24 protein-coding genes and 1 pseudogene are annotated in these 26070 nt (G+C 68.1%); 17 read left to right on the top strand and 8 right to left on the bottom strand.

What is annotated here, in order from left to right; translation table 11 throughout:
* The first annotated feature begins 55 nt into the window (after positions 1 to 55).
* From A7U43_RS02325 to A7U43_RS02300, 6 genes are all read left to right on the top strand, one after another.
* Positions 56 to 1462, top strand: a complete 1407-nt coding sequence (locus A7U43_RS02325; protein ID WP_067990591.1) for an aldehyde dehydrogenase family protein — start codon at positions 56 to 58, stop codon at positions 1460 to 1462.
* A 49-nt stretch (positions 1463 to 1511) separates the two neighbouring features.
* Positions 1512 to 2375 (top strand): SDR family oxidoreductase, encoded by an 864-nt coding sequence (locus A7U43_RS02320; protein ID WP_067990588.1) that lies wholly within the window; start codon positions 1512 to 1514, stop codon positions 2373 to 2375.
* Complete coding sequence (locus A7U43_RS02315; RefSeq protein ID WP_067990585.1) at positions 2372 to 3337, top strand: NADPH:quinone oxidoreductase family protein; 966 nt, start codon at positions 2372 to 2374, stop codon at positions 3335 to 3337. The genes A7U43_RS02320 and A7U43_RS02315 overlap by 4 nt, the downstream gene beginning before the upstream one ends.
* Complete coding sequence (locus tag A7U43_RS02310; protein ID WP_067990581.1) at positions 3337 to 4035, top strand: haloacid dehalogenase type II; 699 nt, start codon at positions 3337 to 3339, stop codon at positions 4033 to 4035. The genes A7U43_RS02315 and A7U43_RS02310 overlap by 1 nt, the downstream gene beginning before the upstream one ends.
* A 17-nt stretch (positions 4036 to 4052) precedes the next feature.
* Positions 4053 to 4538: a DUF456 domain-containing protein gene (locus A7U43_RS02305; RefSeq protein ID WP_067990578.1), complete on the top strand. Its 486-nt coding sequence runs from the start codon at positions 4053 to 4055 to the stop codon at positions 4536 to 4538.
* A gap of 81 nt (positions 4539 to 4619) precedes the next feature.
* Entirely contained in the window at positions 4620 to 5477 is an 858-nt protein-coding gene (locus tag A7U43_RS02300) for a DUF559 domain-containing protein (RefSeq protein ID WP_067990574.1), read from the top strand.
* Positions 5478 to 5511: 34 nt separating this feature from the next.
* Here the strand turns inward: A7U43_RS02300 and A7U43_RS02295 are convergent, their stop codons facing one another.
* Genes A7U43_RS02295 through A7U43_RS02280 form a run of 4 tightly spaced genes read right to left on the bottom strand, consistent with a single transcriptional unit; the run spans position 5512 to position 9686 of the window.
* Positions 5512 to 6294: a tyrosine-protein phosphatase gene (locus A7U43_RS02295; RefSeq protein WP_068001717.1), complete on the bottom strand. Its 783-nt coding sequence runs from the start codon at positions 6292 to 6294 to the stop codon at positions 5512 to 5514.
* Between the two features lie 5 nt (positions 6295 to 6299).
* Complete coding sequence (locus tag A7U43_RS02290) at positions 6300 to 7517, bottom strand: acyl-CoA dehydrogenase family protein (RefSeq protein WP_197500019.1); 1218 nt, start codon at positions 7515 to 7517, stop codon at positions 6300 to 6302.
* Positions 7518 to 7552: 35 nt separating this feature from the next.
* Positions 7553 to 8758 (bottom strand): MFS transporter, encoded by a 1206-nt coding sequence (locus A7U43_RS02285; protein ID WP_067990563.1) that lies wholly within the window; start codon positions 8756 to 8758, stop codon positions 7553 to 7555.
* A gap of 46 nt (positions 8759 to 8804) precedes the next feature.
* Positions 8805 to 9686, bottom strand: a complete 882-nt coding sequence (locus A7U43_RS02280; protein ID WP_068001713.1) for a LysR family transcriptional regulator — start codon at positions 9684 to 9686, stop codon at positions 8805 to 8807.
* 63 nt (positions 9687 to 9749) lie between these two features.
* On the opposite strand from A7U43_RS02280, the gene A7U43_RS02275 reads away from it, so the two are divergent.
* Genes A7U43_RS02275 through A7U43_RS02265 form a run of 3 tightly spaced genes read left to right on the top strand, consistent with a single transcriptional unit; the run spans position 9750 to position 12519 of the window.
* Complete coding sequence (locus A7U43_RS02275; protein ID WP_067990559.1) at positions 9750 to 10397, top strand: response regulator; 648 nt, start codon at positions 9750 to 9752, stop codon at positions 10395 to 10397.
* Between the two features lies 1 nt (position 10398).
* The gene (locus A7U43_RS02270) at positions 10399 to 11568 is read left to right on the top strand and encodes a sensor histidine kinase (RefSeq protein WP_067990555.1); all 1170 of its coding nucleotides are present in this window, start codon (positions 10399 to 10401) and stop codon (positions 11566 to 11568) included.
* Between the two features lie 42 nt (positions 11569 to 11610).
* Positions 11611 to 12519, top strand: coding sequence for an alpha/beta fold hydrolase (locus A7U43_RS02265; RefSeq protein WP_067990539.1), 909 nt, complete (start codon positions 11611 to 11613; stop codon positions 12517 to 12519).
* Here A7U43_RS02265 and A7U43_RS02260 read toward each other — a convergent pair.
* Positions 12509 to 13648 (bottom strand): acyl-CoA dehydrogenase family protein, encoded by a 1140-nt coding sequence (locus tag A7U43_RS02260; protein ID WP_067990522.1) that lies wholly within the window; start codon positions 13646 to 13648, stop codon positions 12509 to 12511. The genes A7U43_RS02265 and A7U43_RS02260 overlap by 11 nt on opposite strands.
* Before the next feature lie 90 nt (positions 13649 to 13738).
* On the opposite strand from A7U43_RS02260, the gene A7U43_RS02255 reads away from it, so the two are divergent.
* Both A7U43_RS02255 and A7U43_RS02250 read left to right on the top strand, forming a co-directional pair.
* Positions 13739 to 14311, top strand: coding sequence for a TetR/AcrR family transcriptional regulator (locus tag A7U43_RS02255; protein WP_067990510.1), 573 nt, complete (start codon positions 13739 to 13741; stop codon positions 14309 to 14311).
* A gap of 55 nt (positions 14312 to 14366) precedes the next feature.
* Complete coding sequence (locus tag A7U43_RS02250; RefSeq protein ID WP_067990507.1) at positions 14367 to 15749, top strand: HNH endonuclease signature motif containing protein; 1383 nt, start codon at positions 14367 to 14369, stop codon at positions 15747 to 15749.
* Between the two features lie 42 nt (positions 15750 to 15791).
* Here the strand turns inward: A7U43_RS02250 and pntB are convergent, their stop codons facing one another.
* From pntB to A7U43_RS02235, 3 genes are all read right to left on the bottom strand, one after another.
* Positions 15792 to 17213: a Re/Si-specific NAD(P)(+) transhydrogenase subunit beta gene (gene pntB / locus A7U43_RS02245; RefSeq protein WP_067990502.1), complete on the bottom strand. Its 1422-nt coding sequence runs from the start codon at positions 17211 to 17213 to the stop codon at positions 15792 to 15794.
* Between the two features lie 34 nt (positions 17214 to 17247).
* Positions 17248 to 18771 carry a Re/Si-specific NAD(P)(+) transhydrogenase subunit alpha gene (locus A7U43_RS02240; protein WP_067990495.1) on the bottom strand — a complete coding sequence of 508 codons (1524 nt, stop codon included), beginning with the start codon at positions 18769 to 18771 and terminating at the stop codon, positions 17248 to 17250.
* A 106-nt stretch (positions 18772 to 18877) separates the two neighbouring features.
* Positions 18878 to 19885, bottom strand: coding sequence for a magnesium transporter CorA family protein (locus A7U43_RS02235; RefSeq protein WP_067990492.1), 1008 nt, complete (start codon positions 19883 to 19885; stop codon positions 18878 to 18880).
* 108 nt (positions 19886 to 19993) lie between these two features.
* On the opposite strand from A7U43_RS02235, the gene A7U43_RS02230 reads away from it, so the two are divergent.
* The 6 genes and pseudogenes from A7U43_RS02230 (at position 19994) to A7U43_RS02205 (ending at position 25979) form a co-directional block, all read left to right on the top strand.
* On the top strand, positions 19994 to 20425 hold the full coding sequence (locus A7U43_RS02230; RefSeq protein WP_067990489.1) for a hypothetical protein: 432 nt from the start codon (positions 19994 to 19996) through the stop codon (positions 20423 to 20425).
* Positions 20425 to 20877, top strand: coding sequence for a hypothetical protein (locus A7U43_RS02225; protein WP_067990488.1), 453 nt, complete (start codon positions 20425 to 20427; stop codon positions 20875 to 20877). Before A7U43_RS02230 ends, A7U43_RS02225 begins: the two co-directional genes overlap by 1 nt.
* A 22-nt stretch (positions 20878 to 20899) precedes the next feature.
* A complete protein-coding gene (locus tag A7U43_RS02220; protein ID WP_067990486.1) occupies positions 20900 to 21517 on the top strand; it encodes a DUF3159 domain-containing protein in 618 nt (205 codons plus the stop codon).
* Positions 21518 to 21673: 156 nt separating this feature from the next.
* Complete coding sequence (locus A7U43_RS02215; RefSeq protein ID WP_067990483.1) at positions 21674 to 22537, top strand: ABC transporter permease; 864 nt, start codon at positions 21674 to 21676, stop codon at positions 22535 to 22537.
* Between the two features lie 8 nt (positions 22538 to 22545).
* Positions 22546 to 22860: pseudogene (locus A7U43_RS02210) on the top strand (glycine/betaine ABC transporter substrate-binding protein); the annotation flags it as partial.
* 83 nt (positions 22861 to 22943) lie between these two features.
* Positions 22944 to 25979, top strand: a complete 3036-nt coding sequence (locus tag A7U43_RS02205; RefSeq protein ID WP_011331220.1) for a Tn3 family transposase — start codon at positions 22944 to 22946, stop codon at positions 25977 to 25979.
* Positions 25980 to 26070 lie beyond the last annotated feature (91 nt).

Here is a 26070-nt window from a genome sequence, read left to right as displayed (position 1 = left end):
GACCGGCCAACCGGATGGTTAGGATCAGAATTCCTCGGTCTGGAAGGACGCTCCGATGACCATGCACGCAGACGTTCCCACGTCGTCACCAGCGGTGGCGGACATCCCGGCGGTCGTCGCTGGACTCCGTGCGGCCTACGCCACCGGACGCACCCGCGATATCGAATGGCGCAAGCGGCAGCTGCGCGCCCTGGAACGCATGGTGGTGGACAACGAGGCCGCCATTGCCGCCGCGCTGGCCGCGGATCTGGGGCGCAAACCGTTCGAGGCGTGGCTGGCCGATATCGCCAGCACCGCGGCCGAGGCTCGCGACGCCGCCAAGAATCTGGGCAAGTGGGCCAAGCGCCGGTACCGGCTCCTGGAGCTCTCCCAGCTGCCCGCCCGCGGCTGGGTCGAGTACGAGCCCTACGGCACCGTGCTCGTCATCGGCGCCTGGAACTTCCCGTTCGCGCTCACGCTCGGGCCCGCGGTGGGTGCGATCGCCGCGGGTAACACGGTGGCGCTCAAACCCTCCGAACTGGCGCCCGCCTGCTCGGCGCTGATGGCCGAACTGGTGCCGAAGTATCTGGACCCGGAGGCCGTCGCCGTCGTCGAGGGCGACGGAGCCGTCAGCCAACTGCTCATCGATCAGGGTTTCGACAAGATCTGCTTCACCGGTGGCACCGAGATCGGGCGCAAGGTTTACCAGGCCGCGGCCGCGCACCTGACGCCGGTCATCCTCGAGCTGGGCGGCAAGAGCCCGGTCATCGTGGCGGCCGACGCCGACCTGGATGTTGCCGCCAAACGCATCGCCTGGACCAAGCTGATCAACTCCGGCCAGATCTGCATCGCGCCGGACTACGTACTCGTCGACGCCTCGGTGCGCGATGAACTGGTCGGCAAGGTCAAGGCCGCGGTGCGCGCCTTCGAAGCCGACGCGACCGGCGGCAAGCGGATCGTCAACCGGCGGCACTTCGACCGGTTGGTCGCCGCGGTGGCCGCCACCGAGGGGGACGTCACCGTCGGCGGTGGGTCCGACCCCGCGGCGCTGGAGATCGAACCGACGGTCGTGGTCGACCCGTCCCTGGACGAACCGCTGATGACCGACGAGATCTTCGGACCGGTACTGCCCATCGTCACCGTCCAGAACCTGGACGAGGCAATCGCTTTCGTCAACGCGCGGCCCAAACCGCTGGCGGCCTATCTGTTCACCAGGTCCAAGGAGACCCGCGAGCGGGTCATCCACGAGGTGCCCGCCGGCGGGATGGTGGTCAACCACCTGATCTTCCACTTCGCGACCACCAAGTTGCCGTTCGGCGGCGTCGGGCCGTCCGGAACGGGCGCCTACCACGGCCGGTACGGGTTCGAGGAGTTCAGCCACCGCAAGTCGGTGCTGACCAAGACCACCCGCCCCGACTTGGGCGCCATGATCTACCCGCCGTATACAGAGAAGGCGTGGAAACTGGCCCGGCGGCTGTTCTAGCCGCCGGATCGACCACACAAGAACTGACCCAAACACCGAGAGGAACACAATGCCCGGAGTGCAGGATCGCGTCGTCGTCATCACCGGAGCCGGCGGCGGACTCGGGCGCGAGTACGCCCTGACCCTGGCCCGGGAGGGCGCCAGCGTCGTCGTCAACGATCTCGGCGGGGCCCGTGACGGGTCCGGTGCCGGACACAACATGGCCGACGAGGTGGTCGCGGAGATCAAGGCCGCCGGTGGCCGCGCGGTCGCCAACTACGACAGTGTCGCCGACCCCGAGGGCGCGGAGAACATCATCAAGACCGCCGTCGACGAGTTCGGCAAGGTCGATGGCGTGGTGAGCAACGCGGGCATCCTGCGTGACGGCACGTTCCACAAGATGACCTTCGAGCAGTGGGACGCCGTGCTGAAGGTGCACCTCTACGGCGGTTACAACGTCATCCGCGCGGCATGGCCGCACTTTCGCGAGCAGAGCTTCGGCCGCGTCGTCGTCGCCACCTCCACCAGTGGCCTGTTCGGTAACTTCGGGCAGGCCAACTACGGCGCCGCCAAGCTCGGTCTGGTCGGCCTGATCAACACGCTGGCCCAGGAAGGCGCCAAGTACAACATCAAGACCAACGCCGTCGCGCCGATCGCCGCCACCCGGATGACGCAGGACATCCTGCCTCCCGAGGTGTTCGAGAAGCTGACCCCGGAATATGTTGCCCCCGTGGTCGCCTACCTGATGACCGAGGAACTCCCCGACACCGATTCGGTGTTCATCGTCGGCGGCGGCAAGGTGCAGCGCACCGCGCTGTTCCAGAACGAGGGTGTCACCTTCACCGAGGTGCCGTCGGTCGACGATATCGCCGCCAAGTGGGGCGAGATCACCGATCTGTCCGCAGCGCAGGCCGCCAGCTTCAAGCTCGGATGAAAGCGCTTGTCGCACAGGCGCTGACCGGAACAGACGGGCTGGCGTACATCGATGTCGCCGATCCGGAGTCTGCGGACTCGGTGATCATCGACGTCGGCGCGGCCGGTGTCTGTTTCCCCGATCTGCTGTTGCTGCGCGGGGAGTACCAACTGAAGCTGGAGCCGCCGTTCATCCCGGGCATGGAGGTCGCCGGCACCGTCCGCTCGGCCCCGGAAGGTTCGGGTTTCGCTGTCGGGCGGCGTGTTTCGGCCATGTCGATGCTCGGTGGGTACGCCGAACAGGTCGCGGTGCAGCCCACGAGTGTGGTGCCCACACCCGACGGTATCGACGACGCGTCGGCCACCGCGTTGCTGGGCAACTACTACACCATGTACTTCGCCCTGCGACGCCGCGCGGCGCTGCGGGCCGGGGAGACGGTGCTGGTGCTCGGCTCCGCCGGTGGCATCGGGGTGGCGGCCATCCAGATCGCCAAGGCGCTCGGTGCCCGGGTGGTGGCGCTGGTGCACCGGCCCGATGCGCAGGATTTCGTGGCGAGCGTGGGCGCCGACGTGGTGCTGCCGCTGACCGACGGCTGGAAGCAGGCGGTGCTCGACGCCACCGGCGGTCGCGGTGTGGACGTGGTGGTCGACCCGGTCGGCGGTGACGCCTTCGACGACGCGGTCCGGGCGATGGCGCCGGAGGGACGGCTGCTGGTCATCGGATTCGCTGCCGGACAGGGCATTCCGACGATCAAGGTAAACCGGCTGCTGCTGCGCAACGTCAGCGTGGTCGGTGTCGGCTGGGGTGAGTTCGTCCGGCACTCGCCGGCCGCGCAGGCCGAGGTCGGTGCCGGGCTCGCCGATCTGGTCGCCGCCGGTCTGCGACCACCGCCGCCGGTGACCTACCGCCTCGCCGACGGCGCCGAAGGCCTGCAGGCGCTGGCCGACGGCAAGATCCGGGGCAAGCTCGTCCTGGTGCCCTAGTGGACGCTCCGCGCGCATTGGCGTTCGACGTGTTCGGAACGGTGGTGGACTGGCGCTCCGGCATCATCGCCGAACTGCAATCCTTCGGGGCCCGTCATGGGCTGCAACGGGATTGGGCGTCCTTCGCCGATGCGTGGCGGGCCGGCTACGCCCCGGCCATGGACCGAGTCCGCCGAGGGGAGCTGGCATGGACCCGCATCGACGACCTGCACCGCGACATCCTGGTCGGCCTGCTCGAGGGTGTCCCGGTCGGCGAGGCCGAGATCGACGACCTCAACCGGGCCTGGCATCGGTTGCCGCCGTGGCCCGACGCGGTGACCGGGCTGCACCGGTTGAAACGGCGCTTCGTCATCACCACGCTGTCCAACGGCAACGTCTCGCTACTCACGCACATGGCCAAGAACGCCGGATTGCCATGGGACTGTGTCATCTCCGCCGAGCTGTTCGGCCATTACAAACCCGACCCCGAGGCCTATCTCGGCTGCGCCCGACTGCTCGATCTGGCCCCTGAGGAACTCATGCTCGTTGCCACCCACCCGGGCGATCTGCGGGCGGCGCGGGCCTGCGGCCTGCGCACGGGCTACGTCGTGCGGCCACTCGAACACGGCCCCGGCCGTCCCCTGCCGGCAGTCACCGACGGTGAGTTCGAGCTCGTCGCGCAGGACTTCATCGACCTGGCCCGACAGCTCGGCGCGTAGACCGTAGATTCGCAGGCGTGAGCACCCTGGGTATCGTCCTGGTCGCATTGGCGATCGCCGTCGGTCTGGCCGGCATCGTGATTCCGGTCCTCCCGGGCGGACTGTTGGTCATCGCGTCCATCGGGGTGTGGGCCTACGTCGAAGGATCGACCACATCGTGGGTGACCTTCGGTATCGCCGCGGCGTTCTACGTCCTCGCCGAGGTGATCAAGTACACCTGGCCGGTGCAGCGCATGCGCCGCGCCGAGGTCCGCACATCGGTGCTGGTGATCGGCGCGGTGGCCGGCATCGTGGGCTTCTTCGTCATTCCGGTGATCGGTCTGCTGATCGGGTTCGTCGCGGGGGTGTTCGCCGCGGAGATGGCGCTGCGCCGCGACCCGACCCGGGCGTGGGCATCCACGGTGCATGCGCTCAAGGGCGTCGCGCTCTCGGTCGGGGTGGAGCTGACCGGCGCGCTGCTGGCAACGGTGACGTGGGTCGTCGGGGTGGTCATTTCGGCGTGATCCGCTGCGCTGGCCGCGTCAGATCACGCCGAAATCGTGGAGGGTGGAACCTCCGGCGTACCCCGGTGCGTCTGAAGGTACGTGATCGATGAGCTGCTGAAGTGTCACGACGGAGTGATCACGTTGGAGCAGGCCTGCTCGGTGGGGATGAGCAGGCACGCGGTACAGCGCAGGGTCGCTGCCGGCCGCTGGCGCCGGTGCGGCCCCGGTGTGTACTTCGTCGATGATCGTCGGTTCACCGACGCGGCACGGGTCCGGGCGGGGGTGTGGAGTCATGGTGCGCAAGCGGCGGCGAGCGGACTCGCCGCGGCCTGGTGGCACGGACTGACGAAGTTCGCCCCGGAAATTGTCGAGGTGACTGTGCCCCGCAACAGCAATGGCCGCGTCCACCCGGGTACGCGAGTTCGGCGGCGAGATTTGCAGCCGTGCGACGTCGTCGAGCGGCGTAACCTGCGTACCACCGGACTGACCTTGACGGTGGTGGAGGCTGCGGCCCGTCGCCGCGGCGGGAGCGCAATCATGGATTCTGCATTGCAGAAACAGGTTTCGCTGTCCGAACTATGGCAGGCGCACCTACGGCACAAAGGCCGGTACGGCGCACCGGCGGCACGCCGACTACTTCAGGCGGCCGATGACGGGGCACGGTCGCAAGCGGAACGCCTGCTCGTGCAATTGCTCAGAAACGCATCGCTCCCCGGCTGGCGGACGAATTACAAGGTCGGCCGGTACCGGGTGGACTTCGCCTTTCCCAAGTCCCGGGTGGCCATCGAGATCGACGGCTGGGCCTTTCACAGCGACCGTGCCGACTTCCAGCACGACCGGGAACGCCAGAACGAGATCATGGTGATGCGTTGGCAGGTGCTGCGGTTCACCTGGCTGGACCTCACGGCATATCCCGACAGGGTGCTCGCCACGATCCGAGCTGCGATTTCGGCGTGATCCGCTGCGCTGACCGCGTCAGATCACGCCGACATCATGTGGTTAGTCGGGTGCGCAGCCGGCTGACGTCATCAGCGGACACCCCGGCGGCGTCCAGGAACCCGCCGACCGAGCCGTAGATCTCGTCGACCTTGCGGCTGGCCGCATCCAGATACTCTTCCCGGACGCCGAGCACGGCGTCGGTGAGCCGGGCCTCGGCGAAGGTCAGGACCTCGGGCGTCTCGCCCGCGCGGGCCTTCACCGATTCCATGATGCTCATCCGCAGCGGGTCGATGGCGTCATTGCTGCGCAGGAAGTCGGTCAGGATCGCCTCGCGTGGCACCCCCACGGCCTCGAGCACCGTGGCGACCGTGAACCCGGTGCGGTCCTTGCCGGCGAAGCAGTGCGCGATCACCGGCCGGCCGTCGGCCAGCAGCGTGATCACCTGGCGCACGGCCACCTGTGCGCCGGTCAACGACGGGAACTCCTCATAGACCTCGGTCATGTACCGCTTGGCGGACTCGGCGATGTCCTCACCGTCGGGGGACTCCGACATCACCCGCTGGAACGTCGCTTCGTGCGGTGCGTCCTGGGCGGAGTCGTCCTCGAAGTGGAACGGCAAATGGTGCAGGGCCACCCCGGCGGGGACCTGACCGGGACCGCGCCGCTCCAGTTCGCGGCGCGATCGCAGGTCGGCAACATCGTTGATCCCGAGCGCGAGCAGGGCCGCACCGCCCTCGTCGGTGAGCCGGCTCAGCTCGCTCGACCGGAACAGCAGGCCCGGCCGGATGCCGGCGGACTCGGCAACATCACGAAAGTTCCACGCCCCCGCCAGCATCCCGGTCACCGTCCGGTGGCCGCCGCGGCGAAGGGGCTTTTCTCTTTGCCGAGTTCGGCGCGGGCGATGGTGCGCATGTGCACCTCGTCGGGGCCGTCGAACAGTCGCATCGCACGGTGCCAGCCGTAGAGGCGGGCCAGCGGGAAGTCATCGGAGACACCGGCGCCACCGTGCACCTGGATGGCCCGGTCCAGGACGTTGCAGGCGATCTGCGGGGCGACGGACTTGATCTGCGAGACCAGCACATGGGCCGCCTTGTTGCCCTCGCGGTCGATGGTCCAGGCCGCCTTCTCGCACAACAGCCGGGCTTGGTCGATCTCGTTGCGGGACTTGGCGATCTGCTCGCGCACCACGCCCTGCTCGGCCAGCGGCTTGCCGAACGCGATGCGGGTCTGCACCCGGTCGATCATCAACGCCAGCGCCCGCTCGGCGGCACCGAGGGCGCGCATGCAGTGATGGATGCGGCCCGGGCCCAGCCGGGCCTGGGCGATCGCAAAGCCGCTGCCTTCTTCGTGCAGCAGGTTCTCGGCGGGTACCCGCACATTGTCGAACACGATCTCGCAGTGTCCGTGCTGGTCCTGCCAGCCGAACACCGGCAAGGACCGCTGGATGTCCACGCCGGGGGTGTCTGCGGGCACCAGGATCATCGACTGCTGTGCATGAGACGCGGCGTCGGGGTTGGTGCGGCCCATCACGATGAGCAGCTTGCAGCGCGGATCGGCGGCCCCGGTGATCCACCATTTGCGGCCGTTGATCACGTAATCCGAGCCGTCGCGCAGCATGGTGGTCTCGATGTTGCGGGCATCGCTGGAGGCCACCGCCGGCTCGGTCATCGCGAATGCCGAGCGGATCTCACCGGCCAGCAACGGCTCGAGCCACTGCGTGCGCTGCGCCTCGTTGGCGAACAGGTGCAGGGTCTCCATGTTGCCGGTGTCCGGGGCGGCGCAGTTGAGCACCTCGGGAGCGATCTCCATGCTCCAGCCGGAGAGCTCGGCCAGCGGGGCGTACTCCAGATTGGTCAGCCCCGACTCTGCCGGCAGGAACAGGTTCCACAGTCCGGCGGCCTTGGCCTTGGCCTTGAGCTCCTCCACCACCGGGGGCACGGTGTGGTCCTTGGGCCCCTTTTCCTCGCGATAGGCGTGGTAGGAGGCCTCTGCCGGGAACACGTTCTCGACCATGAAGTCGGAGAGCCGCTTGTGGTAATCAGCCGCCTTGGCAGACATCGCGAAGTCCATGACCGCCACGATATGTCACATGGTTAGACAAGTGGAACGGGGGCAGCCCACAGGGCCAACCCGCCTGCCAGCACCGCGAGCCCGATGACGACGCCGGCCAACGCCGTCCAGCCCGCGGCGTCGAAGGCCAGCCCGCTCAACCAACCGACCGCACTGGATCCGGCGTAATAGAACAGGTTGTACAACGAGGAGGCCTGGGCCTTGCCGTCGCCGGCGGCGTGGGCGACCCACCCGGACGCGATGGCGTGCGCGCCGAAGAACCCGGCCGTCGCGATGACCAGTCCGGCGAGCACCACGGCGATGTGGTGGCTGACGGTTAGCGCGGTGCCGACGACCATCGTGGCGATGCTGCCCAGCAGCACCGTCCGGCGGCCGAAGCGGCCGGCCTCGACACCGGCCCGCGCGGAGGCCCAGGTGCCGGCCAGATACGCCAGGAACACCAGGCTGGCCAGCGTCTGCGGCAATTCGAACGGCGCGGCGGTCAGGCGGAATCCGAGGACGTTGTAGATCGCGACGAACCCGCCCATCAGCAGAAACGCCTGTGCGTAGAGCGCAAGCTGGTGCGCCGAGCGCAGGTTGCCCAGCAGTCGGCGGATCGACTCCGCGCCCCGGGAGGGCTGGAACGCCCGGGCGGGCGGCACCAGCCGCATGAACGCCACCGCCGACAGCCCGCACAGCGCGGCCACTGCCAGGACACCCATCCGCCATCCGACGTGTTCGGCGAGCGGGCCGGTGACCAGCCGCCCGGCCAAACCGCCGATGGTGGTGCCTGCGACGTAACTGCCCGCGGCGCGGGCGGCGTTGCCGGCGTCCACCTCCTCGGTCAGGTAGGCGATCGCGATGGCCGGTACGCCGCCGAGCATCAACCCTTCGACGAATCGACCGGACAGCAGCATCGCCGAATTCGGCGCCAACGGCACCAGCACGCCCAAAATGGTTGCTGCCGTGATGGATATCGTCATCGCCTGAACGCGGCCGATGCGGTCGGCCAGGGCTGCCCATGCAAGGACGCTCACCGCCAGCCCGACGGTCGCGGCCGACACCGTCAGTGCGGCGTCGGCGGCGCCGGTGCCCAGGTCACCGGCGATCAGGGGGAGTACCGATTGGGGTGAGTACAACTGCGCGAAGGTGGCCATGCCACCGAAGAACAGCGCGGCAAGCAGGCGCCGATACTCGGTGGATCCCCGCGAATGGCCCGGCCAGTCGACGGGGGCCACCGTGATTGTCATGGCGGGGACGCTATGAGCCTATCGATGATGTGTCCAATGCATCAAGTTAGGTCAGATCATGACGAATATGCATGATGAAGTCCACCAGACGCCGCGCCGTGGGCGGCATCTCGCGGTCCGGGGACCAGGTGAGCCCGATCTGTCGCTTGGCTGTCGTCTCGATCAGCGGGACATAGACGGCCCCCGGCTCGGCGCGGTCCGGCCGGGGAACCGGGACCACCGCGACACCGAAACCGGCGGCGACCAGTCCTTCCATCGTGGGGATCTCCATGGCCTCGAACACCACCGGTGGGGCGATGCCGGCCTCCAGGCACAGCTCGTCGGTCAGCAATCGCAGTCCGAACTCGGGCCGCAACGCCACGAAGGGCTCGTCGGCGGCGTCGGCCAACCGGAGTCTCGCCCGTCCGGCGAAGCGATGCCCGCGCGGCACCGCCAGGCACAGCCGCTCGACATAGAGCACACGCCAGGGGTGGTCGCTGGGCCGTGGTGAGGTGATCGCCAGATCGGCCCGACCGTTCGCCAGTCGCTCCAGGATCGTGTGCGCCGGACCCTGGAACAGCTCGAACTGCACCCGCGGGGCCTCGATCCGGAACCGGCGCAACAGGTCGGGCACGAAGCCGCCGGCCTGCGAGTGCAGGAATGCCAGTCGCACGGTGCCGGTCTCCGGGTCCCGTAGCGCAGCGATACGCTCGGTGGCCGAGCGCATTTCGCCGATGCTGCGGCGGGCATGCTCGAGCAGGATCTCCCCGTAGCTGTTGAGTTGCAGGCGGCGGTTCAGGCGGGCGAACAATGGCGCGCCGACCTGGGCTTCCAGCCGGGCCAGCGACCGCGAGAGGGTGGGCTGGCTGATGCCCAACTCGGCCGCCGCGTCGGTGACATGCTCGGTTTCGGCGAGTGTCACGAACCATTGCAGCTCTTCGATGTTCACCGCCACCGCCTTCCGCTCCGAATCTTGCCACTCGCAGCGGTCCCGCTGTGACAAGCTGCTCCCATGCAGGACTCAGGCCAGAAGGTGCGTGTGGTGGTCGGCGATGACCACCCGATGTTCCGCGACGGTGTGGTGCGCGCCCTGACGGCCAGCGGATCCATCGAGGTGGTCGGTGAGGCCGACGACGGCGTCGCCGCACTCGAACTGATCCGTGCGCACAGTCCTGCGGTGGCCCTGCTGGACTACCGGATGCCCGGGATGGACGGCTCCGAGGTCGCCGCCGCCGTGACCCGTGACGGCTTGGCGACCCGGGTGCTGTTGATCTCGGCCCACGACGAGTCGGCCATCGTCTACAAGGCGCTGCAGGACGGCGCCGCCGGATTTCTGTCCAAGGAATCGACCCGCAGTGAACTGGTCGATGCGGTGCTGGGCTGTGCGCGCGGGCGTGACGTCATCGCGCCCGCCCTGGCGGCGTCGTTGGCCGGTGAGATCCGCCGCCGCAACGAGCCGGGCGTCCCGACGCTGTCGGCCCGGGAGGCAGAGGTGCTCGCGATGATCGCGCGCGGGATGTCCATCCCGGCGATGGCCAAGGAGCTCTATCTCGCGCCGTCCACGGTGAAGACGCATGTGCAGCGGCTCTACGAAAAGCTGGGCGTCGGCGACCGCGCGGCCGCGGTGGCCGAGGCGATGCGCCGCAAACTCCTCGACTGACGTGACACGCATCGTCGATTTCTTCGCGGCCGAGCCCGTCCGGGTGTCGGCGGTCCTGCGGCTCCCGCTGATCGCGCTGATCGCCGTGCTGGTGTGGATCTGGGAAGTCGACCATTGGCTGCCCGGCCTGTATGCCGCGGTGCTCGGGGGTTACGCGGTCGCTGCGGTGATCTGGCTGCTGGCTGTGCTCCGTGGCCCGTTGCCCCGGTGGGCGGACTGGGCGTCCACCGGCGTCGATGTACTGCTGATCGTGGTGCTGTGCGTCGTCTCCGGCGGAGCCACCGCGGCGCTGCTGCCGGTGTTCTTCCTGCTGCCCATCTCGGTGGCGTTCCAGGACCGCCCACTGCTGACGGCGATCATCGGGACCGTCACCGCCGGAGCCTATCTGGCCGTCTGGATCGTGTATTCCAAGCGTGATGACCGGATCGGCCTGCCCGACATGGTGTACACGCACTTCGGCTTCCTGCTGTGGCTGGCGGTCGCGACCACCGCGCTGTGCCTGGTGCTGTCCCTGCGCGCGGCCCGGGTGCGTGCCCTGCTTGAGGTGCGTCGCCAGTTGGTCGCCGAGGCGATGGCCGCCGACGAGCGGCATAACCGGGAGGTGGCCGAGAATCTGCACGACGGCCCGCTGCAGACCCTGTTGGCCGCGCGGATGGAGGTGGACCTGCTCCGCGACAGCCGTCCCGACCCCGCACTGGACACGGTCTACGACGCCCTGCAGGATACCGCTGCCATGCTGCGTTCCACCGTCACCGAGTTACACCCCCAGGTGCTTGCGCAGCTCGGCCTGGCACCGGCCATCCGGGAACTACTGCGCCAGTTCGAATCCCGTGGCGACTACGCGGTGACCGCGGACCTGCAGGATGTCGGCAAGCCGGCCTCGCAGGCGTTGCTGCACCGCGCGGCGCGGGAGCTGCTGACCAATATCCACAAGCACGCGCGCGCGACGAACGTCGGTGTGACGCTGCGGCACTCGGGTGACCGCATCGTGCTGACCGTCTCGGATGACGGCGCCGGTTTCGACCCCGCAGTCATCGAGACGCGACTGCAGGAGGGGCATATCGGGCTGGGTTCACTGCTCGCGCGGTTCGAGGCGATGGGCGGTGCGATCCGGATCGACTCGGCGCCCGGCCGCGGCACCGTCGTCACCGTGACATCCGCTCCGGAGTAAATCGGTCGCGCACCGGCGCGCCCGGACAGTAGCGTGCCAGGGGTGAGGCTCCGGATCGCCGTCGCGGCACTCGTCGCCGTCATCCTCGCGGTACTGGTCAACGCGTACGTGGTGACCAGTGCGACGCGCGCCGCCGAGCCGTTCGCCGGCGGCCGGGTGCTCGAGCTCGACGGTCCAGATCTCAACGTGCGCGAGTACGGGCCGTCCGGTGAACGTGCCATCGTGCTGCTGCACGGCTATTCGGCGTCCATCCAGTGGTGGGAGCCGGTGGCGGCGCGGCTGGCACGCAACCAGCGCGTGATTGCCATCGACCTCGTCGGCCACGGTGGCTCCGAGGCGCCGGGGGAGCCGCGGCATTTCGGTGCCGTCGGACAAGCGGACGCGGTGCACAATGCGTTGACCGCCTTGGGTGTTCGACACGCCATCGTGGTGGGCCACTCGATGGGTGGCAGCGTGGCGTCCGAGCTTGCGGCCCGACATCCGGAGGTGGTGGAGCGCGTGGTGGTCTCGGATACCCCCGCCGACGGCGACCTGGTGTCCATGCCGTTGCTGGGAAAGATGGTGTGTTGGCCCGTGCTCGGTCCCGCCCTGGATCACTTCCGCAGCCTGCCGTTGATCACCAGGAGTTCTCTGCAGACGGGCTTCGCGCGGGACTATGCCGTGCCGCCGTTCGCCTACCGGTCACTGGAACGACTCACCTATGCCGGCGTGTGTGACTCCAAGGCCGGCCCGCTCGCGTCGGTTGCGAACACATTGGCCGGGCTGGATGTCCCGGTGCTGGTGGTGTGGGGTGAGACGGACGTGCTGACACCGACGGCCCCCAACGTCACGCGGTACGGGGCGGCCGGCATGTCGCCGCGCATCATCGCCGGAGCCGGACACAGTCCGATGGTCGAGAAGCCCGACGAGTTCCTCAGCGCGATAGCCGATTTCGTAACGTTCAGGAGCTGAGTCCGCGGGCGATGACCAGCCGCTGAATCTGGTTGGTGCCCTCGAATATCTGGGTGATCTTGGCTTCGCGCATGTACCGCTCGGGGCGGAAGTCCCGGGTGTAGCCGACCCCGCCGAGCACCTGCACCGCGTCGGTACTGACCTTCATGGCGGCGTCGGTGGCCACCAGTTTGGCGACGCTGGCCTGCGCGCCGTAGGGCAAGCCCTGATCGCGGCGCCGCGCGGCATCCAGGTAGGTGGCCCGGGCGCTCACCACCGCCGCCGACATGTCGGCGAGCAGGAATGCCAGCCCCTGGTGGTCGATGATCTTGCGGCCGAAGGTGGTTCGCTCGTTGGCATACCTGGTGGCCTCGTCGAGTGCCGCCTGGGCGATGCCGACGGCGACGGCGGCGATGCCGAGGCGCCCGGAGTCCAGTGCGGAGAAGGCGATCGAAAGTCCCTGCCCTTCCACACCGATCAGCCTCTCGGCATCGAGGCGGGCATCGTCGTAGAAGGCCGCGGTGGTCGGCACCGCGTGCAGGCCCATCTTCTCCTCGGGAGCCCCGAAGCTCAGCCCGTCGAGGTCGCCGGGAACCAGGAAGCAGCTGATGCCCTTGGGGCCGTCCCCGGTGCGTGCGAACAGCGTGTAGAAATCGGCGACCCCGCCGTGGGTGATCCAGGATTTCGACCCGTTGATCACGTAGTGGTCGTCGTGCCGGACGGCCGCACAGCGCAGCGCGGCGGCGTCGGAACCGGCCTGGGGCTCGCTGAGGCTGTAGGCCCCGATCTGAGCACCGGAGAGCATGCCGGGAAGCCAGCGGCTCTTCTGCTCGTCGGTGCCGAAGGTCAGCAGCGGGTGCGATGAGAGGCTGTGCACGCTCACCGCGACGGCAACGGCCGCCCAGCGTGCCGCGATCTCCTCGAGCACCTGCAGGTAGACCTCGAATGGCTGCCCGCCACCGCCCCACTCCTCGGGTTGGGGCAGGCTCAGCAGCCCGGCCGCGCCCAACTGGGCGAAGACCCCGTCGGGATAGGTCTCGGCTTTCTCGTGCGCATCCACGATCGGGTCGAGGAGCTTGTCGGCGATGTCGCGGGTCAGCGCGATGAGCTCGTGTGCTTCCGCGGAGGGGAGCAGGCGATCGACGGCCACGGGCGGTGCACCTTCCAGAACAGTACTGAAAATGGTCCAGCAGTATCATCGCCGATAGTACTGGAAGAGCCGCGGCAGTACTATTGCGGCATGGAGAGCGGCTTCGGCACGCGCAGGCGGACCAGACTGTTCGACGACCTGTTGGCGTTGTTCCTCGCCGAGGGGTTCAGCCAGTTCACGCTTGACGACATCGCCGCCGCGCTGCACTGCTCCAAGTCCACGCTGTACACGTTGGCGGCGAGCAAGGACGACCTGGTTCGCCGCGTGACTGTGCACTTCTTCAAGCGAGCCACCGCCGCCGTCGAAACCACCCTGTCCCGGAACGACGATCCGCGGGAGCGGGTAGCCGCGTACCTCACCGCGGTCGGTGCCGAACTCGCCGTCGCCTCCGAGGTGTTCATGGCGGACCTGAACGCGTTCCCACCCGCCCGCGAGGTCTACGAGGCCAATACGGCGGCGGCCGCGACGCGCGTCCGGCAGCTGATCGAGGAGGGTGTCGACGCTGGTGCGTTCCGCGCGGTCAACGCTTCATTCGCCGGTGATCTGATCGCCACGATGATGGTGCGCATTCAGCAGCGCGATGTCGGGAAGGCGACCGGCCTCAGCGATGCCGAGGCCTACACCGAGTTGGCGACGCTGCTCACCAACGGTCTGCGCACTTAGGCGTAAGGGCAACGAGGAACGGTAGTTTGTCGGTGGTCGAATATATGTTCGAACCATGACGGCGGCAGCGGCGACGATGACGGCACTGGACGCCGCACGCGACCAGCTGCGCGCCGAACGCACCGCCGTGGCCGCGAAGATCCTGGCGGCAGGGCGGTTCGCGCTGGCCCGGATGGTGGAGCTGGGCAATGCGTTCGAGGACCTGATCGTCGATGACTGGGAGGTGGTGGCCGCCGAGCTGGGCGCCGAACTCGGGCTCAGCCGCGGCCGGGCGTGCACATTGATCACCCAGGGCCGCATCCTGATCACCGACCTACCGCGCTTCGCCGATGCGTTTGGCACCGGTGTGGTGGATCTGCGGGTGCTTCGGATCATCCTCAATCGGACCGCGCTGGTCACCGACCCCGACATCATGTCGGTCCTGGACGCTCAGCTCGCCAAGGCGGCGCCGTCCTGGAACACCCTGTCCGACGACCGCATCGCCGAACTCGTCGATTGGATGGTTGTCGACGTCGACCCCGACGCGGTCCGTCGGGCGCGGGAGTCCCGGCGGGCCCGCAGCATCACCGTCGAACCATGCGGCGACGGCATGGTCGAGATCTACGGCCGCCTCGACGCCACCGCCGGCGCCGTGCTCGATCAGCGCCTCGATGAGCTTGCCCGCACCGTATGCCCCGATGACCCGCGCACCCTCGACCAGCGTCGCGCCGATGCCGTCGAGCCGCTCGCCCTCGGCGCGACCGGCATGGCGTGCCTGTGCGGGCAGGATGTGTGCCCGGCCGCCGGTAACGATGCGCCGCACGGGCACATCGTCGTCCACCTGCACGGCGAGCGGGCGACCGTCGAGGGCCAGTCGGATCGTCCGGCGCTGCTACCCGGTTACGGGTCTGTCCCCGCTGAGCAGGTCCGCGAGATGAGGCCCCGCACCGTCATCCGGCCCGTCCCCGCGGCAGCCGAACTGGGCGCCGAGCCCGGCTACAGACCGTCGCGCACGCTCGCCGAGTTCATCGGATGCCGCGACCTCACCTGCCGCTGGCCCGGCTGCACCGTCCCCGCACAACGCTGCGACATCGACCACACGACGCCCTGGCCCTACGGCCCGACGCATCCGTCGAACACCAAGTCGTACTGCCGAAAACACCACTTGATGAAGACTTTTCACGGATGGAATGACTGTCAGCACCCGGACGGCACCATCACCATCACCGCCCCCAACGGGCGCGTGTACACCACCAGACCGGGCGGGGCGATGTTCTTCCCGCAGAGCCCGGCACCGACCGCGGAACTATTGCCGAAACCCGCACCGCCACGTGGCGCGTACCGAGAACTGGCCGCCCCCAAGCGAAAACGCACCCGTGCACAGAACCGCGCGTACCGAATAACGCGCGAACGCGCACTCAACCGCGCCCACTACGATGCCGACCCGCCGCCCTTTTAGGTGTGTGTGGGTGACGGGTGACGACCATCTCGTGGAGTTGCGCTACAGCGCGGCGTTGATCGCGTCCACGCGGTCCTTGGCGTCGCCGAAGAGCATCTGGGTGTTCTCCCGGAAGAACAGCGGGTTCTGCACGCCGGCGTAACCGGAGGCCATGGAGCGTTTGAAGACGATGACGTTCTGGGCGTTCCACACCGTGAGCACCGGCATGCCGGCGATGGGCGAGGACGGGTCCTCGGAGGCGGCCGGGTTGACGGTGTCGTTGGCGCCGATGACGAGCACCACGGAGGTGGCGTCGAAGTCGTCGTTGATCTCGTCCATCTCCAGGACGATGTCGTAGGGCACCTTGGCCTCGGCCAGCAGGACGTTCATGTGGCCGGGGAGGCGACCGGCGACGGGATGGATGCCGAAGCGCACGTCGACGCCGCGCTCGCGCAGCTTGCGGGTCAGGTCGGCCACGCCGTACTGGGCTTGGGCGACGGCCATCCCGTACCCCGGCGTGATGATCACCGAGGAGGCCGAGGACAGCAGTTCGGCGGCGGACTCGGCGGTGATCTCGCGGTGCTCGCCGTAGTCCTTGTCGTCGGCGGGGCCTGCTTCGATGCCGAAGCCGCCGGCGATGACCGAGATGAAGGACCGGTTCATCGCCTTGCACATGATGTAGGACAGGTAGGCACCCGAGGAGCCGACCAGCGCGCCGGTGACGATCAACAGGTTGTTGCCGAGCAGGAAGCCCGCCGCGGCGGCTGCCCAGCCCGAGTAGCTGTTGAGCATCGACACCACGACCGGCATATCGCCACCGCCGATCGAGGCGACCAGATGCCAGCCGAGTAGCAGGGCCAGCACGGTGACCGCGACCAACAGCCACAGGCTGGGGTCGATGACGAACCAGACGGTGAGTGCGGCGAAGGCCACCAGCGACCCGAGGTTGAGAATGTTCTTGCCGGGCAGCATCAGCGGTGCGGACTTCATCCGGGCCGACAGCTTGAGGTTGGCCACGATGGAGCCGGTGAAGGTGACCGCACCGATGAAGACGCCGATGAACACCTCGGCGGAGTGGATGCCGAGCATGCCCTGTTCGGACATCGCGATGGCGTCCGGGCCGTCGGGGTGCGCCTCGATGTGCAGGTAGCCGTTCCAGCCGACCAGCACCGCAGCCAGGCCGACAAAGGAATGCAGCAGCGCGATCAGCTCGGGCATGCCCGTCATCTCGACGACGCGGGCTCGCCACAGGCCGATGGCGGCGCCGATGGCCATGGCGCCGAACAGCAGTCCCAGTCCGAGCGGCTCGATCTGGTGGTTGATGGCCAGCGCGATGGTCGCGACCAACGCGATGGCCATGCCGACGATGCCGAAGCTGATACCGGCGCGGGACGTCTCATGACGGGACAGTCCGGCCAGGGAGAGCACGAAGAGCAGAGCTGCCACGACATAGGCCGCGGTCGCAGCGGTTTCCAGGGTCAACATGGGGAGATTGATTCCGATCGGGTAGGCACGGGCGCTAGCTGCGGGAGAACATCGCGAGCATGCGGCGGGTGACCGCGAAGCCGCCGAAGATGTTGATACTGGCGAGCAGGATCGCGACGGTGGCCAGGGCGGCGATGACCGCATCGGTTTCCCCGACCTGCAGCAGTGCGCCGACGACGATGATGCCCGAGATCGCGTTGGTCACCGACATCAGCGGCGTGTGCAGCGCGTGGTGCACGTTGCCGATCACGTAGTAGCCGATCACGATCGCCAGGGCGAAGACCGTGAGGTGCATCTGCAGTGCGGCCGGGGACAGCGCCAGCAGGGCGAACAGCACCGCGGCGCCGCCCAGGGCCAGGCCCAGCCGACGCCCGGTCGACATCGGCTCCTTGGTCTTGGGCGCCGCGACCGGTTCGGCCTTGGCGGCGGCGGGCGCGGCGGAGACCTGCACCGCCGGCGGGGGCCAGGTGAGCGCGCCGTCGCGGACCACCGTCACCGAACGCTGCACGACGTCCTCGAAGTCCAGGACCAGATTCCCGTCCTTGGCCGGGGTGATCAGCTTGAGCAGGTTGACCAGGTTGGTGCCGTAGAGCTGGGATGCGGTGGCCGGCAGGCGGCCCGCCAGATCGGTGTACCCGATGATCGTGACGCCGTTGTCGGTGACGACGGCCTCGTCCTTGACGGTGCCCTCGACGTTGCCCCCGTTGGCCGCGGCCATGTCCACGAGCACACTGCCGGGCTTCATCGAGGCGACCATGTCGGCGGTGATGATGCGCGGGGCGGGCCGGCCGGGGATCAGCGCGGTGGTGATGATGATGTCCACCTCGCGGGCCAACTCGGCATACAGCGCGGCCTCGCGGGCCTTGTAGTCCTCGCCCATCTCCTTGGCATAGCCGGTCGCCGACACCTCGCCGGCGTTCGGGTCCACCGAGACGTACTCCCCGCCCAGGGACTTGACCTGGTCGGCGACCTCGGGTCGCGGGTCGGTGGCCTTCACGATGGCGCCCAGGCTGCCCGCCGCGCCGATGGCGGCCAGACCCGCCACCCCGGCGCCCACGACGAGGACCTTGGCCGGGGGCACCTTGCCCGCGGCGGTCACCTGCCCGGTGAAGAACCGGCCGAAGGCGTGCGCGGCCTCGACAACCGCCCGGTAGCCGGCGATGTTGGCCATCGAGGACAGCACGTCCAGCGATTGCGCGCGGGAGATGCGCGGTACCGCGTCCATGGCCAGCACGGTGATCGGGCGGGCGGACAGCTTCTCGACCAGCTCCGGGCGCAGCGCCGGCGAGATCAGGCTGACCAGTGTCGCACCGTCGCGCAGCTTGGCGATCTCCTCATCGGTCGGCGCGTTGACCTTGAGGACGACCTCGGCCTCCCACGGACTGCCGATGCTCGCCCCGGCCTGCTCGTAGGCGGCGTCGGAAAAGCTGGAGGCGGCCCCGGCGCCGGATTCGACGACGACGGAGTAGCCCAGCTTGAGGATCTGGCCGACGGTCTGCGGCGTGGCGGCGACGCGGGTCTCACCTGCTTGAGACTCGCGAGGTATCCCGATGATCATCCGAAGAGTCTCGCATCCGCGCCCCGGTTGTGCCCACGGCCCTCCGGCGGTGAGCGGTCCGATTAATGGGTGCAACGTGAAGAAATGCGCGCCGACCGGTCGGAGATCAGAGCCAGTCGCGGCGTTTGAACATCACATACAGGACCACGATGAGCACCACGATCAACGCCGAGCTGGTGATGAACCCGCCGACGCTCTCCAGCCCCGGATACAGGACGTTCTGACCGTAGAACCCGGTGATCGCGGTGGGTACCGCGATGATGGCGGCCCACCCGGTCAGTTTCTTCATCACGGTGTTGAGCCGGGCATCTTGCAGTGACAGGTTCGTCTCGAACACCGTGGTGACCATGTCGCGCAGCGATTCGGTCCATTCCGAGGCGCGCAGCACATGGTCGTACAGGTCGGCGTAGAGCGGGTCGAGTTCGGGGGAGGTCCTGGCGTCGAGCCGGCGGTGCTGGATGGTGCTGACCACCTCGCGCACCGGCAGCACCACCCGCCGCAGGTCCACCAGATCCTTGCGGACCCGAAAGGTGCGCCGCTGCAGCCCATGTGAGGGGGCGGTGTCGGAGAACAGCTCGTCTTCCAACGATTCGATCGCATCGTCGAGGGCCTGGACGGCGTCGAAATGCCCATCCACCACCACATCGAGCAAGCCGTGCACCAGGGCACCGACGCCGTGGGATTGCCCGCCGAGTTCGTCGAAGCGACGGGACACCTCGCCGATGTCGAAGGCCGGGTGCTCGCCGCCGTTGCTCGGTAACCGGACGGTGATGAGACCGTGGGGCAGGACGAAGGCCGAGATGCGGTGCTTCACCAGCATGGAGTCGCTGTCGCCGGCGGTGTCCCGAACGTCGAGGGCGTACACGGTGAAGAAGGTATGTGTCTGGTACACCGCGGCTTTGGTGCGTTCCTTGGGAGCGATCGCATCCTCGACGGCCCACATGTTGAGCTGTAGTTCGTGGGCCAGTGCCAGTAACGCGTCGTGGTCCGGGTCGTAGATATCGGCCCACACCAGCTGATCCCGGGAGGCCAGGCAGTCCGAGATCGTATCGAAGGTGAACTCGTCGTCGCGCGGTTCGCCGTCCCGCCACAGCCGGCCCGTCACTTTCGTCACGCCGACATCATTGCTCCTCGGTGAGTTTCGGCGCACGGACTGCGGGGAATGCACCTAATTGCCGGGCGCGTCGATAACTGCGGTTGCCCGTTCTGCGAAGGAGTCGAGATGTCTGACAACAACACCCTGTGGATCATTGTCGCGGCGGTGGTGGCCCTGGCGGTCATCGTGGGCCTCATCCTGGCGGCCCGCAACAAACGCACCCAGAGCAGGCGCGACGAGGCGCAGCGGCTGCGTGCCGAACTCGATTCCGAACGCGAGCAGGTGGCCAAGCGTCAGGCACTCGCCGAGGAGACCGACGCGCGGGCGCGTGCGGCGGCAGCCGAGGCCGAGGCGAAGGCGGCCGAGGCGCGGCGGCTCAGCGAACGGGCATCCGCGCACCAGGAGACGGCCGCCACCCACCTGGAGGATCTCGACGAGCGCCGCAAGCACATCGACAAAATCGATCCCGATGTGAAGGCCCATCGTGGTGCCGGGGACGACGTCCCCGACCGCCAGGTCGTCACCGACGCGCCGCACCGCGTGGAGAACCCCCGTTGATGCAGTCCGAGGCCGCGTCTCGGTTGCGCGGCGAACGTGCAACGACATGGGAGACATTGGTCCGCACGGCGACCGGTGACCCCACCATGTACTGCATGGAATTCGTGGTCGAACGCGGTAAGGCCCGTTGTCCGCGTTGCGTCGCGGTGGCAGAGTACTCGTTCATCGAGTTGGGTCCGAATCTGCTTCGCTACGAAGTGAACTGCGCCGGCTGCGGGGAGCTCTACCGGGAGAAGCTCGGGCCGACGGCGCCCAAGGCCGGGGTGGTGGCGACGGTCGACGATTGGCTGCCCGCCGTGCCGGAGCCCAGCGTGCCGCTACGCGCGCGCATGGACGGGTGGGTCGGTAGCGCCCGCCGCCGGGCCGCGTCACTGTCCGCCTCGACCACCTCCGCCTGGGTGGCACGACGCGCGCGCCGTCAGCCCGAAACCGTCCCCGAGCCCATCGCCTAGAGAGTCGGTACTCTCGGCGGGTGTGAGGGACGCGCCGCTGGACGGACTGCTGGAACGCGCGGGCGGTATCCGCGGTCTGATCTACTCCGCCCTGCCGGTCAGCACCTACGCGGTGACGGCCGCGGCGCTCGGACGCATCCCCGCGGTCATCGCGGCGCTGACGGTCGCCGGGCTGGTGCTGGCCTGGCAGCTGGCGCAGCGGGAATCGCTGCGGCCGGCGTTGTGGGGTTTCACCGGCGTCGCGGTGTGCGCCGGGCTGGCGCTGGTCACCGGGCAGGCCAAGGACTTCTATCTGCCCGGCATATGGATCGCGCTGCTGATGGCCGTCCTGTTCACCGGTTCCATCCTGATCCGGCGCCCACTCGTCGGGGTCGTGTGGGCGTGGATGACCGGCCGGGATGCGTCGTGGCGGCGAATCCGCAAGGTGCGGCTGGCTTTCGACATCGTCACCGCGGTGATGGCGGCGGTGTCCTGGTCCCGCTTCCTGGTGCAGAACTACCTCTATGACAGTGACCAGGCCGAAATGTTGGCCGTCGCCCGGTTGGCCATGGGCTGGCCGCTGTTCCTGGTCACCACCACCGCCATGGTGCTCGCGGTGCGCTACGCCGTGCGCTCGCTGCCGCGACCAGCCGCGGGATAAATTCACCGCGATCACAGATCTTCACCGCGCGGCGCCGGTTGCGTAGTAATACCGGGGTGACCATCTCACTGCCCGCCGACTTGTGCTGTTGCCGCTGAGGCCCCACGCCCCAGCCCCTCTCCCAACAGGTCTCACAGCACAGAAAGCCGGCCAGCAGTGTCTGTCTTCGTTGATCTCGTGCCCGACGAGCCGAAAGTCGATCCCTCGCGCTCGGCCGCACCCGCCCAGCGTTGGAAGGGCCTTCTCACCAAGGCAGGTCTGCCGCTGCTCTCGGTTCTGGTGTTCTTCGCCGTCTGGCAGACCGTCGCGACCCTGGGCATCTGGAACGAGACCTTCGTGCCGTACCCGAGCACGGTGTGGCGGGCGTTCGTCGACGTCTCCACCACCCATGACGGCACCCGCGGGTACGCCGGCTACCTGCTCCACGAGCACCTCTACATGACGCTGCGCCGAGTCTTCGCCGGCGTGCTGATCGGTGTGGTGCTCGGTGTGCTGCTCGGCCTGTTGATGGGGTCGATCGGGTGGCTGCGCAGTGTGCTGGAGCCATGGCTGACCTTCCTGCGGGCGCTGCCGCCGCTGGCCTACTTCTTCCTGTTGGTCATCTGGCTGGGCATCGACGAGGCGCCGAAGATCACCCTGCTGGCCCTGGCCGCGCTGCCGCCCGCCGCGGTGGCCACCACCGCGGCGGTCGTCGCCGCGCCCGTCGGACTGCAGGAGGCGGCCCGCGCGTTGGGCGCCACCCGGATCCAGGTCATCCGTGATGTCGTGGTGCCCTCCGCGCTGCCGGAGACCTTCACCGGCATCCGGCTCGCGGTCGGCATGGCCTACTCGTCGGTGGTTGCCGCCGAACTGTTCAACGGCATCCCCGGCATCGGCGGATTGGTCAAGGACGCAAGCAATTACAACAACACCCCCGTCGTGCTGGTCGGCATCTTCGCCATCGGTGTCTCGGGACTGATCATCGACGGTCTGCTTCGCACCGCCGAACGGCGCTATCTCCCCTGGATCGGAAAGGTATGAAAATCTCGATGAAGTTCACATCCCTACTGGCAGTGGCTGTCAGCGCTCTTGCGCTGGCCGGTTGCGCGGTGGATAACTCCGGAAGTGACGCCACCAAGGAGACCATCCGCATCGGCTACCAGTCCTTCCCCAGCGGTGACCTGATCGTCAAGAACAACAAGTGGCTCGAAGAGGCACTGCCCGACTTCAACATCAAGTGGATCAAGTTCGATTCGGGCGCCGACGTCAACACCGCGTTCATCGCCAAGGAACTCGATTTCGGTGCGCTGGGCTCCAGTCCGGTGGCCCGCGGACTCTCGGCCCCGCTGAACATCCCCTACAAGGGGGTCGGGGAGCAGATTGACGAAATCCGGCGCTAAGGGGCAATCGCCGAGCGACCTTGCGCTGTAGGTGATTTCATGTCGTCGTGACTGATGAGGGCGGCTATGGCCGGTTCGGTGCGTTGTCTCGGCAGGAGCTGGAGCGTTACTGCTACTTGGATGACGAGGACCGGCGGCTGATCGCTGCGCGGCGGCGCGACTACAACCGTCTGGGGTTCGCGGTGCAGGTGGTGACGGTGCGTCACCTGGGAATGTTCCTGGCTGATCCGCTGGATGTCCCGCCCGCGTTGATCGAGTATCTGGCCGAGCAGTTGGAGATCTCCGATCCGTCGATGGTGAAGCGGTACACCGATCGGGAGAAGACCAAGCTCGAACACGCCTGGGAAATCCAGCAGGTGTACGGACTCAAGCCGTTCGGCGAGATGGAGTCGGAGCTCACGTCGTGGATCGTCGACCAGGCGTGGATGACCGGCGACGGACCGAAGGCGATCTTCGGCGACGCAGTGACATGGCTGCGGAAGCGTCAGGCGCTGCTGCCGGGGATCACCACGTTGGAGCGGCTGATCGGCGACGGCCGCAACGCGGCGGACGCCCGGTTGTGGCGCCAGCTCGGCGAGCAGCTGACCTCGGAGTCCGCGTCTGCCTTGTTGCGGCTGCTGGAGGTTCCTGCGGAGGGCGGGCAGAAGGTCAGCGAGCTGGAGCGGCTGCGCAAGGGCGTGTTCAAGGCGTCGTCGAAGGGGATGCTCGCGGCGCTGCGCAGGGTTGTCGACCTGCAAGCGGTCGGGGTGGACAGCATCGACGTGAGGGCGATCCCGCCGCGTCGGTTGACGGGGTTGGCGACCTACGGGTTGGCGAGCAAGGCCGCCGCGCTGCGGCGGCTGCCCACGCGTGAGCAGCGCTTGGCGGTGCTGGCCGCGACGGTCGTTGTGTTGAGCGCGCGGGCGGTCGACGACGTGTTGGAGACCTTCGACATGTTGATGACGACGAAGCTTCTGTCCAAGGCCGAGCGGGAGTCTCGCGAGGAGAAGCTGCGTCGCTATCCGAGGGTGTCACGCAACGCAGGCAAGCTCGCGGCAGCGGTGAAGGTGCTGCTGGAGATGGTCGAGGTCAACCAGGACGTCGGGCTGGGCGTGGTGTTGGACATGATCGAGAAGACCGTCACCCGGGCCGAGTTGCGGCACGCGGTCCAGGCGGTCGACGAGCTGGTGCCCGCCGACGACGCGGAGCTGGATGGGCAGCGGTTGATCGAGTTGGCCGGCAAGTTCGCCACGGTCCGCCCGTTCCTGTCGATGCTGATGGACACGATCGAGTTCGGCGCGACCAGTGACGGCGCCGCCGTCCTGGCGGCAATGAAGACCCTCGCCGAGCTGCTGACATCCAGGTCGTCGGGCAAGATCCCGGCAAACCTGCTGGACGCCCGCAAGGTCGACCACGACTTGATCGTCGGCGCGTGGAAGCGCTTGATCTACACGCCGGGCCGACCGGAGGGCACCGTCGACCGGAACTCCTACACGATCTGCGTGTTGGAACAGTTCCACCGACACCTCAAGCACCGCAGCATCTTCGCGGTGCGTTCGTCGCGGTGGCGCGACCCGCGGGCGCACCTGCTGGCAGGCGAAGCCTGGGAGGCTGCGCGTGACGCCGGCATGAACGCGCTGGGCCTGCCCGCCGCGCCGACGCAGCTGCTGACCGATCACGCGACGGCGTTGGAGACCGCTTATCGGGAGTTGGCCGCACGGCTGGGCGAGGACACCCCAGCCAGCATCGACGCCGACGGCAAACTGCACGTCGCCGCGCTGGACGCCAAGGCCGAGCCCGCGTCGCTGGTCGACCTGCGCCGCCGGGTGGAGGCGATGATCCCGCGTGTGGACCTGCCGGAACTGGTCACGGAGGTGATGAGCTGGCATCCCGGTTTCACCGAGGCGTTCACCCACACCTCGGGCAACGAGGCCCGCGTCGCCGACCTCGGCTTGTCGGTGGCGGCCGTGCTCTGTTCCTATGCGATGAACGTCGGGTTCAAACCGGTGACAACGCCTGGTGTCGACGCCCTGACCAGGGATCGGCTGCTGCACGTCGACCAGTGCTACGTGCGGGCCGAGACCATCGAGGCGGCCAACGCCGTGCTGGTCGACGCCCAGGCCGACATCCCCCTGGCCCAAGCGTGGGGCGGCGGGCTGGTCGCCTCGGTGGACGGGATGCGGTTCGTGGTGCCCGTGCGCACCCATAACGCCCGCCCGAACCCGAAGTACTTCGGCCGGAAACTGGGCATCACCTGGTTGAACATGCTCAACGACCAGTCCGCCGGGCTGGCAGGCAAGGTGCTGCGCGGAACACCTCGCGATTCGCTGCACACCATCGACGTGATCGTGTCCCAGCACGGCGGGCGGATTCCGGAGGTCATCATCACCGACACCGGGTCGTATTCCGACATCGTGTTCGGACTGCTGCATCTGATCGGCCGCCAGTACCGGCCGCAGCTGGCGAACCTGCCCGATCAGCGGTTGTGGCGCATCGACGCCCGAGCCGACTACGGGCCGCTGGACAAGGCGGCGCGCGGGGTGATCGACACCGCCAAGATCGCCGCGCACTGGGAGGACATGTGCCGGATCGCGGTGTCGATCCACTCCGGTGAGGTGTCGGCGCACGAGGTCACCAGGATGATCTCCCGCGACGGGCAGCCGACCGCGTTGGGCCAGGCCATCGCCCATTTCGGGCGGATCTTCAAGACCCTGCACATCCTGCGCCTGGCCGACGACGAACCTTACCGGCGCGAGGGCAAGGCCCAGTCCAATCTCGTCGAGGGTCGTCACGACCTGGCGCGCACGATCTATCACGGCCGCAAGGGCGAGATGACCCGCGCCTACTACGAGGGCATGGAAGACCAGCTCTCGGCGCTGGGATTGGTGCTCAATTGCGTCGTCGTGTGGAACACCGTCTACGAGAACCGCGCCCTCGCCGCGCTGCGAGCCGGCGGATACCCGGTGCTCGACACCGATGTCGAGCGATTGTCGGCGTTCGTGCGCGCCCACATCGGCATCGACGGGCACTACAGCTTCCACCTGCCCGACCCCAGCGGAGTTCACCGACCGCTGCGCGACCCGGACGCCGACGACGACGAGTAGCGCGAGTCGAAGGGTGGCGGATGACCGCTCAGGACCTGACGACGCATGTCGGCGGAAGTCTCTCCTGAGCCGCGAAACAGGCCACGGCCTG

The sequence above is a fragment of the Mycobacterium adipatum genome, assembly GCF_001644575.1.
GTDB lineage: Bacteria > Actinomycetota > Actinomycetes > Mycobacteriales > Mycobacteriaceae > Mycobacterium > Mycobacterium adipatum.
Note: the sequence above shows the minus strand (reverse complement) of the source record. Positions and strands in the feature narration are given on the sequence as shown.